The sequence below is a fragment of the Aureimonas sp. Leaf454 genome (assembly GCF_001424685.1).
In the GTDB taxonomy this organism is placed as follows: Bacteria; Pseudomonadota; Alphaproteobacteria; order Rhizobiales; family Rhizobiaceae; genus Plantimonas.
The window spans coordinates 1,110,796-1,127,453 of record NZ_LMQT01000001.1 but is presented as its reverse complement, the minus strand read 5'-3'; the positions used below and the strand labels follow the sequence as shown (position 1 = coordinate 1,127,453).

At 67.5% G+C, this 16,658-nt stretch carries 13 protein-coding genes; 7 read left to right on the top strand and 6 right to left on the bottom strand.

What is annotated here, in order from left to right; genetic code table 11:
• Positions 1-35: 35 nt before the first annotated feature.
• Together ASG43_RS04895 and ASG43_RS04890 are read right to left on the bottom strand one after the other, a co-directional pair.
• Positions 36-722 carry a Fe2+-dependent dioxygenase gene (locus ASG43_RS04895; RefSeq protein WP_056500802.1) on the bottom strand — a complete coding sequence of 229 codons (687 nt, stop codon included), beginning with the start codon at positions 720-722 and terminating at the stop codon, positions 36-38.
• 100 nt (positions 723-822) lie between these two features.
• On the bottom strand, positions 823-3,135 hold the full coding sequence (locus ASG43_RS04890; protein ID WP_056500801.1) for a TonB-dependent siderophore receptor: 2,313 nt from the start codon (positions 3,133-3,135) through the stop codon (positions 823-825).
• A gap of 215 nt (positions 3,136-3,350) precedes the next feature.
• Here ASG43_RS04890 and ASG43_RS04885 point away from each other — a divergent pair, with 215 nt between their 5' ends.
• From ASG43_RS04885 to ASG43_RS04870, 4 genes are read left to right on the top strand one after another with little or no spacing between them, the layout of a single operon-like run.
• Positions 3,351-4,319, top strand: a complete 969-nt coding sequence (locus ASG43_RS04885; RefSeq protein ID WP_056500797.1) for a siderophore ABC transporter substrate-binding protein — start codon at positions 3,351-3,353, stop codon at positions 4,317-4,319.
• A 55-nt stretch (positions 4,320-4,374) separates the two neighbouring features.
• Positions 4,375-5,337, top strand: a complete 963-nt coding sequence (locus tag ASG43_RS04880; RefSeq protein ID WP_244487984.1) for an iron chelate uptake ABC transporter family permease subunit — start codon at positions 4,375-4,377, stop codon at positions 5,335-5,337.
• Positions 5,330-6,313 (top strand): iron chelate uptake ABC transporter family permease subunit, encoded by a 984-nt coding sequence (locus tag ASG43_RS04875; RefSeq protein ID WP_244487967.1) that lies wholly within the window; start codon positions 5,330-5,332, stop codon positions 6,311-6,313. The genes ASG43_RS04880 and ASG43_RS04875 overlap by 8 nt, the downstream gene beginning before the upstream one ends.
• A complete protein-coding gene (locus ASG43_RS04870; protein ID WP_056500792.1) occupies positions 6,310-7,083 on the top strand; it encodes an ATP-binding cassette domain-containing protein in 774 nt (257 codons plus the stop codon). Before ASG43_RS04875 ends, ASG43_RS04870 begins: the two co-directional genes overlap by 4 nt.
• Positions 7,084-7,133: 50 nt before the next feature.
• Here ASG43_RS04870 and ASG43_RS04865 read toward each other — a convergent pair whose 3' ends face one another.
• Positions 7,134-9,569 (bottom strand): EAL domain-containing protein, encoded by a 2,436-nt coding sequence (locus ASG43_RS04865; RefSeq protein ID WP_056500790.1) that lies wholly within the window; start codon positions 9,567-9,569, stop codon positions 7,134-7,136.
• A 98-nt stretch (positions 9,570-9,667) separates the two neighbouring features.
• Complete coding sequence (locus ASG43_RS23055; protein WP_162244673.1) at positions 9,668-9,919, bottom strand: hypothetical protein; 252 nt, start codon at positions 9,917-9,919, stop codon at positions 9,668-9,670.
• Positions 9,920-10,309: 390 nt separating this feature from the next.
• Here ASG43_RS23055 and ASG43_RS04855 point away from each other — a divergent pair, with 390 nt between their 5' ends.
• The 3 genes from ASG43_RS04855 to ASG43_RS23210 all read left to right on the top strand — a co-directional run bounded on the left by ASG43_RS04855 (position 10,310) and on the right by ASG43_RS23210 (position 13,309).
• Entirely contained in the window at positions 10,310-12,019 is a 1,710-nt protein-coding gene (locus ASG43_RS04855; RefSeq protein ID WP_056501181.1) for an ABC transporter ATP-binding protein, read from the top strand.
• Positions 12,020-12,074: 55 nt separating this feature from the next.
• Positions 12,075-12,488 carry a VOC family protein gene (locus ASG43_RS04850; RefSeq protein WP_056500782.1) on the top strand — a complete coding sequence of 138 codons (414 nt, stop codon included), beginning with the start codon at positions 12,075-12,077 and terminating at the stop codon, positions 12,486-12,488.
• Between the two features lie 242 nt (positions 12,489-12,730).
• Entirely contained in the window at positions 12,731-13,309 is a 579-nt protein-coding gene (locus ASG43_RS23210) for a hypothetical protein (protein WP_200939470.1), read from the top strand.
• Here the strand turns inward: ASG43_RS23210 and ASG43_RS04840 are convergent.
• Both ASG43_RS04840 and ASG43_RS04835 read right to left on the bottom strand, forming a co-directional pair.
• Entirely contained in the window at positions 13,267-14,646 is a 1,380-nt protein-coding gene (locus ASG43_RS04840; RefSeq protein ID WP_056500776.1) for an MFS transporter, read from the bottom strand. The genes ASG43_RS23210 and ASG43_RS04840 overlap by 43 nt on opposite strands.
• A gap of 64 nt (positions 14,647-14,710) precedes the next feature.
• On the bottom strand, positions 14,711-16,198 hold the full coding sequence (locus ASG43_RS04835) for an NAD(P)/FAD-dependent oxidoreductase (protein WP_056500775.1): 1,488 nt from the start codon (positions 16,196-16,198) through the stop codon (positions 14,711-14,713).
• Between the last annotated feature and the right edge of the window lie 460 nt (positions 16,199-16,658).

Sequence of the window (16,658 nt, the reverse complement as noted above, 5' to 3'; positions counted from 1 at the left end):
GCCCGGGCCTCTTCCCCGCCGAGGGCGCGCCGGTTTCAGAGGTCGGCGAAGCGGCGGATGAGGTTGTGATAGTGGTTGACGAGGCCGAGCACGGCGGGATCGGCATCGCCGAGCCGCGTGCGGGCACCGATGATCGCGATGTCGAGATCGTAGAGCATGGCGCGAAGGCCGTCGTCGCGGACCATGGACTGCGACCAGAAGAAGGAGGCCCAGCGGCTGCCGCGCGTGATCGGCTCGACGCGGTGGAGGCTGGTCGCGGGATAGACGATCATGTCGCCCGCCGGCAACTTCACGGACTGGCTTCCATACGTGTCCTCCACGACGAGCTCGCCGCCGTCGTAGTCCTCCGGATCGGTCAGGAACAGCGTCGTGGAGACGTCGGCGCGCATGCGCATGCCTCCCGTTCCGGGAATCGCGCGGATCGCGCCGTCGACATGGGCGCCGAAGGTCATGCCGACGTCGTAGCGGTTGAACATCGGGGGCAGGACGCGGAAGGGAAGCGCCGCCGAATTGAAGGTCGGGTTCGCCGCGAGCTTGCCGAGGATCAGCCCGCCGAGCTCGCGCGCCTCGGGTGAGTCCTCGGGGATCTGCAGGTTCTTCTTGGCCTTGGCCGCCTGGTCGCCGGCCGTCACGCGCCCGTCGACCCAGGGCGATGCCTCGAGAACGTGGCGGCAATGGCGAACCTCGTCCGGCGACAGGACGGCGGGAACGTGGATCAGCATGTCGGTCCTCTCGGAAGGCGCCGTGCCGCCCGGCGGGCGCACGGACGATGCGGGAGGGGAGACGGCGCCCGTCGCGGGCGGAGCGTCCTACGCCCCCGGTTCAGAATTTCGCCGCCACGCTCGCCAGGAAGCTGCGCCCCGATGCCGGGACGGCGCGCGCCGAATTGAAGGCGGCCGAGTAGTTCAGCTCGTCGGACAGGTTGTAGCCGTTCAGCGAGACCTTGATGTTCTCGATCTCGTAGGAGATCCTCGCGTCGAGCGAAAAGGTTTCCGGCACCGTCGCGATGTTGGCGGAATCGGCGACGTAATCGCTGGCATAGAAGATGCCCCCGCCGACCTCCAGCTTACCGGGGATGACGGCGTCGAGATGCGGGGTCACGTCGTAGGCCGTCCAGAGCGACAGGTTGTGCTCCGGCAGGTTGTTGGCGCGTTTGCCGACGAGGCTGGCGTCGCTCGCCGACGTCACCTCGCCGTCGAGATAGGCATAGGCGAGCGTCACGTCCCATTGCGTCGTGATCTCGCCGGTGACGCCGAGCTCGACGCCTTCGATCCGCCGGCCCTGGCCGGATTCGGCGAAGCCGAAGGTGACGGCGCCGGACTCGTCCGTGTAGATCGCGTTGTCCTTGTCGATCCGGAAGATCGCGCCGGTGACGCCGAGCGCGCCGTCGAAGACGTTCACCTTCGCCCCGATCTCGTAGAGATCGCTTTTCTCGGGCTCGAGATCGATCGCGTTGTTCGGGGTTTCCGCCGTGCCGTTGGTGACCTGGAAGGAGATGTTGGCGCCGACCGGCACGTAGGACCTCGCATAGGTCGCATAGAGCGTCGTATCGGGCGTCGGCTCGTAGAAGATCGTCGCGGAGGGGCTGACCTCCGAGGAGGTCTGGGACTGCTGGACGTTGTCGAGAAGACCCGAGCCCTGGAACGTGCTCTCGAAATTGTCCCAGCGGGCCGAGCCCATCACGGAGATCTCGTCGGTGAACCAGACGCGGTCGCTCGCGAAGACGGCGACGTCGGCGGCGGTCGAGTCGCGAAAGACGTCCTTGTTCTTCGTGATCGCGGCGTTCGGCACGTCGAAATAGGGTGTCTTGATGAATTGCGGATTGAGGCCGGCGGTCACCGATGGCGTGCGCAGGCCGGAATAGCGCGTGTCCTCCTGGTGGTAGAGATCGAGCCCGACCAGCAGCTCGTGCCGCAGGACGCCGGTCTCGAACGTCGACTTCAGGGTCGAGACGTTCTGGATGCCCCAGCCTTCCTGGAAATAGGTCATGCCGCCGCCCGCGCCGTAGCCGATGCGCGGATCGCCGCCGGCGAGGACGAGCTGAGAGCAGCTGCCGGCATATTGGATCCCGGCGAGCGTGGTGTTGGCGTCGTTGCCGCAGGCGGGATTGGTGGAGGAGAAGTCGCGATCGTAGATCGTCAGGCGCGTGTCGTTGTTGAAGACCATGCGGTCGTCGATCTCGTGCTGGAAGCGCGAGGTCAGCGCGTGGACATCGGCCTCGTCCATGTCGAGGTCCCGGGCATAGGAGATGTCGCGGCGAACGCCGAACTCGGTCAGGGGCGAGGCCGTGCCGTCCGGCCGAAAGACGAAGGGCACGCCGAAATCCGGCACGCGGTCGGTGTGCTGGTAGAAATAGTCCAGCGTGAGGCTCGTCGGCTGCTGGATGCCGAAGGCGACGGAGGCCGCGATGCCCTGTCGGTCCGAGCGGATGTTGTCGCGGTCGACGACGTCCTGTTCGTGGACGACGCCGTTGACCCGCACGGCCGTGGTCTCGTCGATCTCACGGTTCACGTCGAAGGTTCCGCGATAGGTCGGGCCGCTGCCGACCGTGCCCTCGACCTCGACGAAGCTGCCGAGCCGGGCCTGCTTGGTCTGCTGGTTGACGAGGCCGCCCGCCGTACCCGTGCCGAAGCTCTCGCCGTTCGGTCCCTTGTAGACCTGGACGGCTTCGAGATTGAAGCTGTCGCGGACATAGGCGCCGAAGTCGCGCAGCCCGTCGACATAGATGTCGCCGCGCGACTGCACGCCGCGAATGCGGAACTGGTCGCCGTTCTGGCCGCCATTGCCTTCGCCGGACGAGATCGTAATGCCGGGAACGTTGCGCAGCGCCTGTTCGAGCGTCGTGACGTTCTGCTCCTCGAGAACCTTCTCGGGGACGACGTTGACGATCCGGGGCGTCTCCTGAACCGTCGCGGGAAGCCGCGAAATGCCGGTCGCGCTCCGGTTGGCGTTGCGGGACGCGGTCCCGTTCGCCGCGCCGTCGAGCGTGATCGTATCGAGGAGGATCGGCTGCCCGTCGGTCGCCGCCGGCGCCGCCGATTGCGCCGCGGCGGGCGTTCCGAGCGTGAGGGCCATGCCGGCGGCGAGCGTCGCCTGGGACAGGGTCGGGCGCAGGGAGGTGAAGGGCTTGTGCATGGTCGGTTCCTCTTGGCTCCTCCTTCGCCTAAGAAACATGAATATTAGAGTCAAGAATAATCGCATTTCTGACACAGTTCTAAAACGTCAATGAAATCCGTTTGTTGGAATGGTTCTGAAGTGGCATTTCAGCGGCAATTTAATGTTGACCTTCGCGTTCAACATTATAAGACCGGCTGAACGATCCTTCGTTCGATCCCTTGCGGAGACCTCCCGTGACCCTCTCCCGCCGCCTTCTTCTCGTCGCTTTGCTCGCCTTGCCAGCCGTTCCGACCCTGGCCGCCGAGGTGACGGTCGCGACCGCTCGGGGCACGGCGATCGTGCCCGAACATCCAAAGACGGTGCTCGTCTTCGATCTCGCCAGCCTCGACACGCTCGACGCGCTCGGCGTCGATGTCGCGGGCGTGCCGAGCGTGCGTTACCCCGCCTATCTCGCAAAATACGGTGAGGCTTCCGTTCAAAAGATCGGATCGGTCTTCGAGCCCGATTTCGAGGCGGTGAGCGCGGCGGCGCCCGATCTCATCGTGATCGGCGGACGTTCCGCCCCGCAATACGAGGCCCTGTCGAAGATCGCGCCGGTGATCGACCTCACCGTCGATCCCAAGGACAGTCTCGGCAGCGCGGAGCGGAACGCCGGGACGCTCGCGCGCATCTTCGGCAAGATGGCCGAGGCGACCGCGCGGATCGATGCGCTGAATGCCTCGACCGCCGCCCTGAAGGCGAAGGCCGAGACCGCCGGCACGGCCTTGATCGTCCTCACCACCGGCAACAAGATGAGCGCCTACGGGCCGGGCTCGCGGTTCGGCATCGCCCATTCAGCCTATGGCTTCAGACCGGCCGATCCGAACCTCACCGTCGCCAGCCACGGGCAGGCGATCTCCTTCGAGTTCATCGCCAAGACCGATCCGGACTGGCTCCTCGTCATCGACCGCGACGCCGCGATCGGGCAGGGCGCCGCTGCCGCGATGCTCGACAACGAGCTCGTCGCCAGGACCAAGGCCTGGCGCGACGGCCGGGTGGTCTATCTCGATCCCGCGCGCTGGTATCTCGTCTCCGGCGGCCTCACCGCTCTTCAGGCGAATGTCGACCAGCTTTCGCAGGCGCTTGACCGGCTCGCCACCGGTACGGCTGGGACGAGCGTCGGCGAAGCCGGTGGGACGCCCGCTCCCGAGCCCCGCGGCTGAGCCGGGCCGATCGTCGTCGCATCCTGACCATCGCCACGCCTTGTCCCGCCGCGCCTTGTCCCGCTTCGCCGTCGCCACGCTCGCCGTCGCCGTCCTCGCCGTCGCCAGCCTCTTCGTCGGGGTCGGCGAGGTCTCGCTTGCGCGTCTCTGGACGGAGGGCTGGAGCGGGGAGGCGGGCGAGCTTCTGCGGATCAGCCGGCTGCCGAGGACGCTCGCCATCCTCCTGGCGGGGGCCGGCATGGCGGTCGCCGGGCTCATCATGCAGCTCCTGGCGCGCAACCGCTTCGTCGAACCTTCGACGGCGGGAACGATGGAATCGGCGAGCGCCGGGCTTCTCGCGATGATGCTCCTCGCCCCGGGCGCGCCGGTCGTGGCCAAGATGCTGGTCGCGTCCCTCTTCGCGCTTTGCGGCACGGGCCTCTTTCTCGCGATCCTGTCGCGCGTGCCGCTGCGCTCGCCGCTCGTCGTGCCGCTCGTCGGCATCATGCTCGGCGGCGTCATCAACGCCGCAACGAGCTTCTTCGCCTACCGCTTCGATCTCCTGCAATCCCTGAACGCCTGGATGACGGGCGACTTTTCCGGCGTTCTCAGGGGCCGCTACGAGCTGCTCTGGATCGCCTTCGCCCTGACGCTGGCCGCCTATCTCGCGGCCGACCGATTGACGCTGGCCGGTCTGGGAAAGGACGTCTCGACCGCGCTCGGCGTCGATCACGGGCGGACCCTCGTCTTCGGCCTGGTCGTCGTCTCGCTGGTGACGGCGGCCGTCACCGCGACCGTCGGCATGGTGCCCTTCGTCGGCCTCATCGTGCCGAACCTCGTCGCGATGGCGATCGGCGACCACGCGCGGCGCGCGGTTCCCTGGGTCGCTCTGGTCGGGGCGGGGTTCGTCCTTGGCTGCGACATGGCGGGGCGCATCGTCGCCGCGCCCTACGAGCTGCCGGTCGGTTCCGTCGTCGGCGTCGCCGGTGCCGCGATGTTCCTGACGCTCCTTTTGCGAAAGCGCGACCGGCTTGGCTGACCGTTCCACCATCCGGCCCGCCGGAGGGGCCGTCCCGGCGTTCCGGCTCACGGTGCTCGCGGCCCTCGCTCTGCTGGCCTGCCTCCTCTTCCTGACGCTCGGGGCCAAGGGAAGCTGGAGCTTCGTCCTGTCGTTCCGAACGCCCAAGCTCGCGAGCCTCGTCCTCGTCGCCGGCGCGATCGCCGTCTCGACGGTCCTCTTCCAGACGGTCGCGGAGAACCGAATCCTGACGCCCTTCATCATGGGCTTCGACGCGCTCTACGCGCTCCTCCAGACGGTTCTCGTCTTCGCGCTCGGCTCGGCCGCCGTGGGGGCGGCCGAACCGCGGCTCCTCTTCCTCGCGGAGGTCGGCGCGATGGTGGCGCTGGCGCTCGTCCTCTACGGCGGGCTCTTCTCCGGCGCCGTTCGCTCGCTGCATCTCCTGGTGCTCGTCGGCATCGTCCTCGGCATCCTCTTCCGCAGCCTGTCCGGCCTGATGCAGCGCCTGATCGACCCGAACGAGTTCGTGGTGCTCCAGGATCGGCTCTTCGCGAGCTTCAACCGGGTGGAGCCCGACCTCCTTCTCGTCGCCGCGATCCTCTTCCTGGCGATGCTGGCGCCGATCGTCCGCCTCCTGCCCGCGCTCGACGTGTTGCTGCTCGGACGCGACGGCGCGATCGGACTCGGCGTCGACCACCGCCGCACGGTGCGCGCGGTTCTCGGCATCACGGCGGTGCTCGTCTCGGTCTCGACGGCGCTGGTCGGTCCCGTCACCTTCTTCGGCCTCATCGTGGCGAGCCTCGCCTACCGGCTGATGCCGACGCATCGCCACGCGCCCGTCCTCGTCGCCGCCGCGCTTCTCGCGGTGATCGCTCTCGTCGGCGGCCAGATGCTGCTCGAACACGTCTTCGCCTTCGACACGGCCCTCGGCATCGTCGTCGAACTGGCCGGCGGAATCGTCTTCCTCGTCCTTCTCCTGCGCGGAGCCGCAAGATGATCGCCATCGAATCCGTCAGCAAGCACTATGGCGAGAGCTCCGTCGTCGCCGGCGTGTCGCTGACCCTTGCACCGGGCGGGGTCACGGGGATCATCGGGCCGAACGGGGCGGGCAAGTCGACCCTCCTGTCGCTCGTCGCCCGTCTCCTGCCGATGTCGGCCGGCCGGATCTCGGTCGACGGGCTCGACGTGACGACGACGCCGGGCGACGTCCTGGCTCGGCGCCTCTCGATCCTGCGCCAGGACCATCACCTCGGCTCGCGCCTGACGGTCCGCGATCTCGTGGCCTTCGGTCGCTATCCCCATTCCAAGGGCCGCGTCACGCAGACGGACCGCATCCACATCGACAGCGCGCTCGCCTATCTCGGCCTCGACGAACTGGGGCACCGCTTCCTGGACGAACTCTCGGGCGGTCAGCGCCAGCGGGCCTTCGTCGCCATGCTGATCGCGCAGGACACCGATGCCGTGCTCCTCGACGAGCCGCTGAACAATCTCGACATGGTCCATGCGGCGGCCATGATGAAGCTCGTGCGGCGGCTCGCCGACGATCTCGGGCGCACGGTCGTCGTCGTCCTCCACGACGTCAATTTCGCCGCCTGCTACTGCGACCACATCGTCGCCATGCGCGACGGTCGCGTCCTGCGCGAGGGCCCGCCATCGCAGATCGTCACGAAGGAGGCGCTTCTGGCCATCTACGGCCTGTCGATCGAGGTTCGCGACATCGACATTCCCGGCCTCGGCATGCGGAGGATCTGCCTGCCCTACGCGTGAGGATCGCATCGACGCGCAGGACCGTCCGGCGGTCGACGGAACGGCGATCGTCAGACCGCCAGGGCGACGGGTTCCGGCCGGCGCACGGCCATGGCCTCGCGCAGGTTCTTGAGGAGGAGGGCCGGGATGTCGGAGACCGGGACGGGCCGGCTGAAGAAATAGCCCTGCATCTCCGGGCATCGCTCTTCCATGAGGATGGCCAGCTGTTCGCTCGTCTCGATCCCTTCCGCGATCACCGCCATGCCGAGCGCGGTGCTGAGGCTGATGACCGAGCGCACCACCGCGAGATTCTGCGGGATGTGGATGTTGCGCACGAAGGACTGGTCGATCTTCACCTTGTCGAACGGATACTTCGTCAGGTAGGCGAGCGAGGAGTAGCCGGTTCCGAAATCGTCCATCGAGATGCGGATGCCCATGTCGCGGAAGGCCTGCAGCGTCGCGAAGATCTGCTCCGGATTCTCCAGCATGAGGGATTCCGTCACTTCGAGCTGCAGGCGGCGCGGCGACAACCCGCTGTCGAGGATGATGCGGCGGGCATCCTCGTAGAGCGTCTTGTTGCGGAACTGGACCGGGGAGAGGTTGACGGACAGGCCGAGATGATCCGGCCAGGTCATCGCCTCGGCGCAGGCGCTCTTCAGGACCCAGAGGCCGAGCTGCTGGATGAGGCCGGTGTCTTCGGCGAGCGGAATGAACTCGCCGGGCGAGATCATGCCCTGCGTCGGGTGCCGCCAGCGGATGAGCGCCTCGAAGCCGGAAATCGCGCCGGTCTCGGCCTTGACGAAGGGCTGGTAGAAGAGCTCGATCTCCTTCTGCCGCTCCACCGCCGATCGAAGGTCGATCTCCATGTCGCGCCGGCGCTGCAGCCGATCGCTCATCTCCTTCTCGAAGAAGCGGTAGACGTTCTTGCCCTCGCCCTTCGACGAGTAGAGGGCGAGGTCCACCTGCTTCACGACCTCGTCGACGAGCGCGTTCGACGGGCTGCGCTGGCAGCAGACGATGCCGATGCTGACGCCGATCTGGATCTCGTGGCCGTCGATCGAAAAAGGCCGGGCGATGTCGCGGATGATGCCTTCGGCGATCCGGGAGGCCTCGCCGGCGCCGAGGCAACCGGTGACGACGATCGCGAATTCGTCGCCGCCGATGCGCGCCACGAAAAGGTCGCCGTGGCCGGTGGCCTGGAGGCGCTTGGCCACCTCCTGCAGGAGCTTGTCGCCGAGCGGATGGCCGAGCGTGTCGTTCACCGCCTTGAAGCCGTCGAGGTCGAGGCCGAGAACCGTGGCGCCCGACTGGACGAGGGTCGTGATCAGACGTTCGCGGAAGTGGATGCGGTTGGGAAGGTCCGTCAGGCCGTCGTGCCGGGCGAGATGGCGCATGGTCTCGTCTTCGCGGTGCTTGGTCGTGATGTCCTCCATCGTCACGACGAAACCGCCGCCCATCACGCCGCGCCGGGACAGCGCGAGGATGCGCCCGTCCGGCATCGTCTCGACGATGGCGGCGGCGCCCGTGGCCGAGAGGGTCGGCCGGAGATAGGGATCCTGGCGCACGAGGTCGGCGGTCATGCCGATCTCGCGCTTGCCGAACATCTGTTCGAAGCGGTCGTTGTAGATGACGAGCGCATTGTCCGCGTCGAACAGGCAGAGCGCCTGGGACATGTTGTTCAGCGCCGCGTTGAACCGGGCGTTCTGAATGCGGATGGTCTGGATGTAGCTCGTCGCCTGGTCGCGGCGCAGGCTCTCGATGCTCTGGACCTGGTGGCGGATGTCGGACTGCATCTCGCCGAGAAGCCGCATCAGGACCGACACCTCGTCCCCGCCCGACACGGCGATCTCGACATCGGAATCGCCGCTCGCGACGCGGCGCGCCGTGGCGACCGCTCCGCGCAGACGGCCGGAAATGTGCCTCGACAAGAGCGCCGTGACGATGAGGCCGAACAACAGCGCGCCGCCCGCGAGCGACAGGATCACGCGGGCGTCGCTCGCGGAGGTCTCGTCGATCCGGTTGCGGCTGGACGCCGCCAGGCTGCGGATGTCGGCGAGGCTTTCCCCCAAGGCTCCTTCGGCGCGGTCGAGGACGGCCGCCGTCTTGCGGATCGAGAGCGACGTGTTCTGAAAGGTCAGCGCACTCAGCGTGCCCGCGATCTCGACCACCCGCTTGCCGCTCGGCGCCAACTCCGCCGACCCGGAGAGCCAGAGGCCGGCATCGCTCAGCTTCTCGATGATGGCGGGAAGCCGTGCGGCGAGCAGGGGCGAGGCCGTCGCCTTTTCCGCGGAGGTCTTGCCGAGGGTGGAAGCCTCGTAGTCGTCCGCCACGGACGCCAGCATGGAGCGAACCGCGTCCAGCGTCTGGAGCGGCACGACATACTGTTCGTTCGACCGGTTGTGTTCGCGCCTCAGCCCCTCGATCGCGAGATGAGCGTAGAGGGCCGGCGCGAGGGCGGCCAGGAGGACGAGAAGACAACTCGCGATGAGTTTCAGTCGGAGGCTCATGGCATGTCCGCGCGTTGAGGTTCGCGCAGAGCCTAGAGGCGAGGTCTTCTCATTTCCTTTCGGATGTGTCCGCACACCGCAACTGGCGCTAGAAAACCTCAGAGAACGCCGATCTCGCCCGAGGCGACCTCCGCCGTGATGTCGATGAGGCAGGAGGATCCGTCCGGATCGGCCTGGCCGCCCCATCGAAGGAGATCCTCCCGGCTCAACTCGACCCTGTAGCGCTTCTTCGACCGTTCGAAGCCCGATCGCGTCAGCGTCTCCTTCCATTCGACGGTGCCGGCGTAGCGATCGGGCGGGAGCGTGATTCCACCCGCCACCGTCGTCTCGACGGACACGACGAAGCTCATCGGCCCTTCCATTCGTCGCGAGCCGCTGCGCAATCTGGCCATGTCGTCACCGTTCGTTCCGTCGCGTTCCGGGAGAACGCTTCGGTCGGATGCGACGAGAAGGCAAGCGTTTCGAGCCCGCGCGCCCTTGGTTGAGGCAAAGCGAGGCGTCGGGCGCCGAGCCGGCGCGGCGGCGGAGCATCCCACGGTTGTTCGGTCCGGTTCGGAAGCGGGTGATCGGGGTCGCGCCGTTCGGCCCTGCCCCCGGTCGTCCCGCGCGGTGCGCCGCTTTGAATGATTCTCAAGTGAAACCATTGTGTTGGCCCGGCTTGTCTTCCCGGCATCCGAATTGGATAAGGAGCGCGGATGGCCGCGGACGGCCACGTCCCGCAATCGTCGTCGAGCCGCATCATGCTCTCCCGCTTCTTCTCCTATTACCGGCCCTATCGCGGGCTGTTCCTGATCGACTTCTGCTCGGCGGTCCTGTCGGGACTGCTCGAACTCGGCTTTCCCATCGCCGTCGCGGTCTTCATCGATGATCTCCTGCCGAGCGGCGAGTGGAACCTCGTCCTCCTCGCCTCGCTCGGGCTTCTCGGCGTCTACGTCGTCAACACGGGACTGATGGCCGTCGTGAACTATTGGGGCCACATGCTCGGCATCAACATCGAGACCGACATGCGGGCAAAGGCCTTCGATCATCTGCAGAAGCTGTCCTTCCGCTACTTCGACAACCACAAGACCGGCCATCTCGTCGCCCGCCTGACCAAGGATCTCGAAGAGATCGGCGAGGTCGCCCATCATGGGCCAGAAGACCTCTTCATCGCCATCATGACCTTCGTCGGGGCCTTCCTCCTGATGCTGTCGGTCAATGTGGAACTGGCGCTGATCACGGCTGCGATCGTTCCGCTCGGCACGTTCCTGACGACGCGCTACGGCGGCCGCATGACCCGGACATGGCGCGCGATCTACGGCAGCGTCGCCGACTTCAACACGCGGATCGAGGAGAATGTCGGCGGCATCCGCGTCGTGAAGGCCTTCGCCAACGAGGACCACGAGCGCGCCCTCTTCGACGTCAACAACCGCCGCTATCGCGAGCGCAAGCTCGACGCCTACCGGATCATCTCCAAGACGCTGACGCTGAACTACCTCTCGATGCGGCTGACGCAGGTGATCGTGATGGTCGCCGGCACGTGGTTCGTCATATCGGGAGAGCTGACGCAGGGCGGCTTCGTCGGCTTCCTCCTCCTCGTCAACGTCTTCTTCCGCCCGGTCGAGAAGATCGCCTCGGTGATCGAGACCTATCCGAAGGGCGTCGCGGGGTTCCGGCGCTATGCCGAGTTCCTCGACACCGCGCCCGATATCGCGGACCGGCCGCACGCGGTCGCGGTGCCGGAGGTGCGCGGCGACATCCGCTTCGAACGCGTCGGTTTCGGCTATGCGCCGGGCCGCCCGGTGCTCACCGATCTCAGCTTCTCGATCCAGGCCGGCGAGACCGTCGCCTTCGTCGGTCCCTCGGGGGCGGGCAAGACGACGATCTGCTCGCTCGTGCCGCGCTTCTACGAGGTCGAGGCGGGGCGCATCCTCATCGACGACATGGACATCCGCGACATGACGCTCGCCTCGCTGCGCCGCCACATCGGCGTCGTCCAGCAGGACGTCTTCCTCTTCGGCGGCACGATCCGCGACAACATCGCCTATGGCCGCCTCGACGCGACCGACGAGGAGGTCCGCGAGGCCGCGCGCCGCGCGCACCTGACGCAGACGATCGAGCGCCTGCCCGACGGCTTCGACACTGTCGTCGGCGAGCGCGGGGTCAAACTCTCCGGCGGGCAGAAGCAGCGGCTCTCCATCGCGCGCATGTTCCTGAAGAACCCGGCGATCCTCATCCTCGACGAGGCGACGTCGGCGCTCGACATGGAAACCGAGCGGGCGATCCAGGCTTCGCTGCAGGAGCTGTCGGCGGGCCGGACGACCCTCATCATCGCCCATCGCCTGGCAACCATCCGGCATGCCGACCGCATCATCGTCGTCGACGAGACCGGCATCGCCGAGGAGGGGCGTCACAGCGACCTCGTCGGCGCGAGCGGACCCTACCGGCGTCTTCACGACGCGCAATATTGACGCCCGTCGCGGTCGACCTTCTCAACGTCGGCGCATCGGTTTCCCAGGAGCACGCATGAGATCCCTCTTCCACCTCGCCTATCACGTCACCGACCTCGACGAGGCCCGCCGCTTCTACGGCGACATCCTCGGCTGCGCCGAGGGTCGGAGCACCGAGACCTGGGTCGACTTCGACTTTTTCGGTCACCAGATCTCGCTGCATCTCGGCAAGCCCTTCGAGGTCACGCGCACGGGGACGGTCGGCGACCACAAGGTGATGATGCCCCATCTCGGCGTCGTCCTGCCGCTGGAGGACTGGCTGGCCCTCGCCGAGCGGCTGAAGGCCGGCGGCATCGCCTTCGACATCCCGCCGGTCGTGCGCTTCGAGGGCGAGGCCGGCGAGCAGCGCACGATGTTCTTCTTCGACCCGAGCGGAAACCCGATCGAGGTCAAGGGCTTCAAGGATTTCGACGGCGTCTTCGCGCGCTGAACGGGCGCCAGCGGTGGCGGGGCTGGAAACGACCGCGCCTCAGCGCCGGGCGAGATCCTCGGCGAGCGCGGCGGCCACCGCCTCCGGCGCGTCGTAGAGAAAGAAGTGGCCCCCTCGAAGACGCGCCTTCGCAGCGGATGGCGCGTCAGCGCCTGCCAGGCCGGCGCGAGCCGATCGGGCGCCGCCGGGTCCGTCTCGCCGGAATAGACGAGGATCGGGCAGGACAAAGGCTCGGCCGCGCGATGGACGTAGCGGTCGGAAAGCCCGATATCGGCGCGGATCACGGGCTCGAAGAGCGCGAAGAGCTCGGGATCGGCGGCGATCCTGTCGGGGACCCCGCCGAGCGGGAGGATCCGTTCGCGGACGTCCTCGGGGGCCGTACCGGCGGCCTGCCGCGCAGCACCCTCCCGCAGGACCGGCGACAGGCTGCCCGAGGCGACGAGATGGGTCGGTCCGCCGCCGTCCTTGGCGCAAAGCCGCGCCGCGAGATGGGCGACGAGCCCGCCAAGACTGTGTCCGAGAAAGGCCGTCGGCAGGACCGGCAGGGTCCGGAGCGCGGCGACGAACTCGCCCGCCATCGCCTCGGCCGTGGCGTGGCAGGCCTGCGACATCCGGTTCTCGCGCCCGGGCGCCTGCAGCGGGCAGAGCTCGATGCCATAGGGCGCCAGCGCCTTGGCGAGGCCGCGAAACGCCGAGGCGCCGCCGCCGGCATGCGGAAAGGCGGCGAGGCGCGACGTCGCTCCGGCGAGCGGCCGGTGAAGCGAGAGGGCCGGCGGCCTCATCCGGTCATGCCGACCATGGGCGCCGCCGCCGGCGGTTGATGCGCGGCATCGAGCCGCCGGCCGTGATCGTGGTCCGGAAGATCGGTCTCGACGTCGCGCAAGGTGGCCGAACGCCAGCCGGCGATGGCCAGGATCAGCGTCGCGACGCCCGCGACGAGCAGCAGGAGCGCCATTCCGCGTCCCGGACCCGTTCCCGTGAGGAGGCCGACCGAGGTGGAGAGCCGGCCGCCCTCGCGCATCAACGGCTCGAAGACCCTGTCGGCGAGCGGCGCGGCGACCAGCATGGCGAGCGGCGGGGCGCTCATGCTCATCATGTTGCGAACGCTCGCGACGCGGCCGAGCAGCTCCGCCGGCACCTTGCGCTGCATGATCGTGGTGCTGCTCGCCTCCTCGATCGGGAAGGCCATGAAGGCGAGCGCCAGCGCGGCGGCGATGACGGCGAGATCGGTCGTAACGCCGCCGACGATCATGGCGATGCCGGTGAGGCCCTGGGCCAGGATCACCCAGACGATCAGACGGCGGCTTCGGGCAAGCAGCCCCATCAGAAGACCACCGGCGAGCACGCCGAGCCCGCCGACCGAGAGGACCGCGCCGGCCGTCTCCGCCGTCGTCAGGATCAGGAGCAGCGGAAGGACGACGACTTCGCAGGTCGCGAAGAGATAGTTTCGAAGGGCGGTGAACCAGAACATCGCATGGAGGCCCCGCCGGTCCCGGACGAACCGCCAACCCTCGCGGAAGGACGCGAACCAGTTCTCGCCCGCCCTCGCGCGCTTCGGGGCGTTCGGAACCTTGACCGCGATCACGCAGGCGAGGGCGATGACGAAGGTGCCGGCGTCGATGACGAGCAGATAGACGAGACCGAAGCTGCCGATCAGCGCACCCGCCAGGACCGGCGCGACGATCTGCCCGATGCCGGCGACGGCATGGACGACGCCGTTCACCGCCGCCAGTCGATCGCCGCGAACCATCAACGGCGTCGTGCTCTCGAAGAGCGGCCGCTGGAGTCCGAGCGCCATGCCGCTGATCACGGCGTTCGCGTAGAGGTGCCACAATTCGAGGCGCCCCGACGTCAGAAGCGCGAGCATGACGAGGCTCGTCACGCCGGAAAGGCTGTCCACGGCCAGCATCGCCGGCTTCTTCGGCCAGGTGTCGGCGATGACGCCGCCGAAGGGCGACATGAGGATCGCGGGCACCAGCGTCAGGATCATCAGTCCGGCGAAGGTCATCACCGACCCCGTCTGCGCGAAGACCCAGATGCCGATGCCGATGCCGGACAAGGTCGTGCCGAGGAAGGACAGGAGCTGTCCGCCGATCAGCACCGCAAAGGGCGCGATGCCGGACGGGGGCGTCTGACCGTGGCGCGCAGGATCGTTCATCGTGGGTCTCCAGGCGTCGATGGCGCGGGCGCGGGGCCCGTGCGGCGAAGGTGATCGGGCGAGGTCATGCTCGGCGCGTCGGGTGGTGTTCGGCGCCGAGGAGGCCTTCGCCTTCCGAGCCCGCCGTCGCGGGGCCGCTTCGCAGCTGCTCGACGAGACCGGCCGTCAGCGCATCGCCGCCCTTCCAGTCTCCCTCCAGCGCGTCGGCGAGGAACTGCGCGACGACGAAGCCGTAGACGAGGATGTCGAGCCCCAGCCAGCGCAGGATGCGGTCGCGCCGGGCGCAGGCGTCCATGGCCGTGCGGTAGCCCTCCAGGCTGTGCGAGATGCGCACGTGAAGCGGCACGAAGAGCTTGGGCATGAGCCGGTTCAGGAGCACGTCGACGCGTCGACGCGCCTGGGGCACGACGTGCCGGAAGTGCGATCGCAGCTCGTCGAAATTCCGGATCGAGAGGTCGGCGACCGCGTCCGTGTGCGGCTTGCGGTTGCGCTGGTAGGTTTCGAAAGCCGCCGCGCGGCCGTCGGCGGGCGCGCGTTCCAGGCAGGCGACGAACTCGAGCACGCTCTCGAAGGCCGAGTTCATGCCCTGGCCGTAGAAGGGAACGGTGGCGTGGGCCGCGTCCCCGATCAGGACGAACTTGTCGCCATGCGACCACATGGTGTTGCGCTGCGTGGGGAAGAAGGACGGCGGCGTGACGCGAAGCTGCTGCTCTACGTTGGGGATCAGGGCCGCGACATCGGGAAACTCGCGCCGGAACATGTCGCCGACGAGGCCGATCGCCGCGAAGTCGGCCTCCTTCGACGACGGGTAGATGAAATTGCCGGTGAAGGAGCCGTCCGGGTTCGGGAGCGCGAACATCATGAGATCCCCGCGCGGCCAGACGTGAAGCGCATGAGGGTCCATGAGCCAGGGATGGGTCGGGTCTGCGCCGGCGGGAATGACGATTTCCCGGTAGTTCCAGTCGAGATACCGCTGCTCGAAATTCGCCCGCTCGCCGCGATGGATCAGGCGCCGCATGGCGGAGTGAACCCCGTCCGCCCCGATCACGAAGTCCGCGTCACGGATGGTTTGGGCGGGCTCCTCGCCGGTGACGGGGCCGATCGTCACCGCGCCGGTCGTCTTGTCGAGGTCGAGAAGGGTCCAGCCCAGCCGGAAGGTGATGCCCTCGTAGGTGCGCGCCGCCGCGACGAGTTCGGCGTTCACGTCCGATCGGCGGGCGCCGTGGAGCGCGACCGAGCGGTCGCGGCTGTAGGGGAAGGCGGTCGTGCCGAGGCCTTCGTGACAGACGCGTCCGGTGATCGCGATGGTGCGGGCCCGCACCTTGTCCCAGACGCGCGCGGCTTTCAGCGCGGCTTCGCCGCGGCTGCTCACCGTGATGTTGAAGGATCGCTTGTTGCCGCTGTCGCCGCCGGGTTCGAACACCTGCCGCTCGACGATCTCGACGCGTGCGCCCCTTTGCGCCAGCATGATCGCGCACAGCGTCCCGGCCAGTCCCGCACCGATGATCACGATCTTCTGGCCCGAGAGGGCCGTGCTTTCGATGTCGGGCATGGCGTTGGCTCGCTTGGGTGCGGGGTGGGGCGGATCAACCGGTCGGGCGCAGGGCGACCGGTCGGCTCGGGACATGCCAAGGGCGCGGAGCTTCGCCGGCGGCCGCCGTTTTTGGGCGACAGCCGTCCGCCTTCGCAGCCATCGTCATCGATGGGCGCGTGCAGGACGGCTCCGAGATCTGTAAGTCAGACCTGATATTTCAGGGGTTTGCTTTGGGTTCGGACGAGAAATGCTTGAGGTGGCGGCGTCGCCTTCGGCATATCCATAAAGGATGCCTATAGGAGAGGCAATTTCTCTGCGGCATGCCCGCCGCATGTTTTAACAAATGGTGAATAGATAAAAATCTATACGTTCGAGACTTCGTGGGATGAAAGATGGAACACGACGCATCTCATGGTCATGTCCTGCAACAAAATAAGCTAAGCTTCCTATATTGGGAAAGCTCGGTGAAAGACGGGTG

What these genes read in the sequence shown, in the direction of transcription:
- ASG43_RS04855 (WP_056501181.1), top strand. Translation starts at nt 10,310, where the DNA reads ATGCTCTCCCGCTTCTTCTCCTATTACCGGCCCTATCGCGGGCTGTTC.
- ASG43_RS04895 (WP_056500802.1), bottom strand. Translation starts at nt 722, where the DNA reads ATGCTGATCCACGTTCCCGCCGTCCTGTCGCCGGACGAGGTTCGCCAT.
- ASG43_RS04865 (WP_056500790.1), bottom strand. Translation starts at nt 9,569, where the DNA reads ATGAGCCTCCGACTGAAACTCATCGCGAGTTGTCTTCTCGTCCTCCTG.
- ASG43_RS04870 (WP_056500792.1), top strand. Translation starts at nt 6,310, where the DNA reads ATGATCGCCATCGAATCCGTCAGCAAGCACTATGGCGAGAGCTCCGTC.
- ASG43_RS04835 (WP_056500775.1), bottom strand. Translation starts at nt 16,198, where the DNA reads ATGCCCGACATCGAAAGCACGGCCCTCTCGGGCCAGAAGATCGTGATC.
- ASG43_RS04890 (WP_056500801.1), bottom strand. Translation starts at nt 3,135, where the DNA reads ATGCACAAGCCCTTCACCTCCCTGCGCCCGACCCTGTCCCAGGCGACG.
- ASG43_RS23055 (WP_162244673.1), bottom strand. Translation starts at nt 9,919, where the DNA reads ATGAGCTTCGTCGTGTCCGTCGAGACGACGGTGGCGGGTGGAATCACG.
- ASG43_RS04850 (WP_056500782.1), top strand. Translation starts at nt 12,075, where the DNA reads ATGAGATCCCTCTTCCACCTCGCCTATCACGTCACCGACCTCGACGAG.
- ASG43_RS04840 (WP_056500776.1), bottom strand. Translation starts at nt 14,646, where the DNA reads ATGAACGATCCTGCGCGCCACGGTCAGACGCCCCCGTCCGGCATCGCG.
- ASG43_RS23210 (WP_200939470.1), top strand. Translation starts at nt 12,731, where the DNA reads ATGGACGTAGCGGTCGGAAAGCCCGATATCGGCGCGGATCACGGGCTC.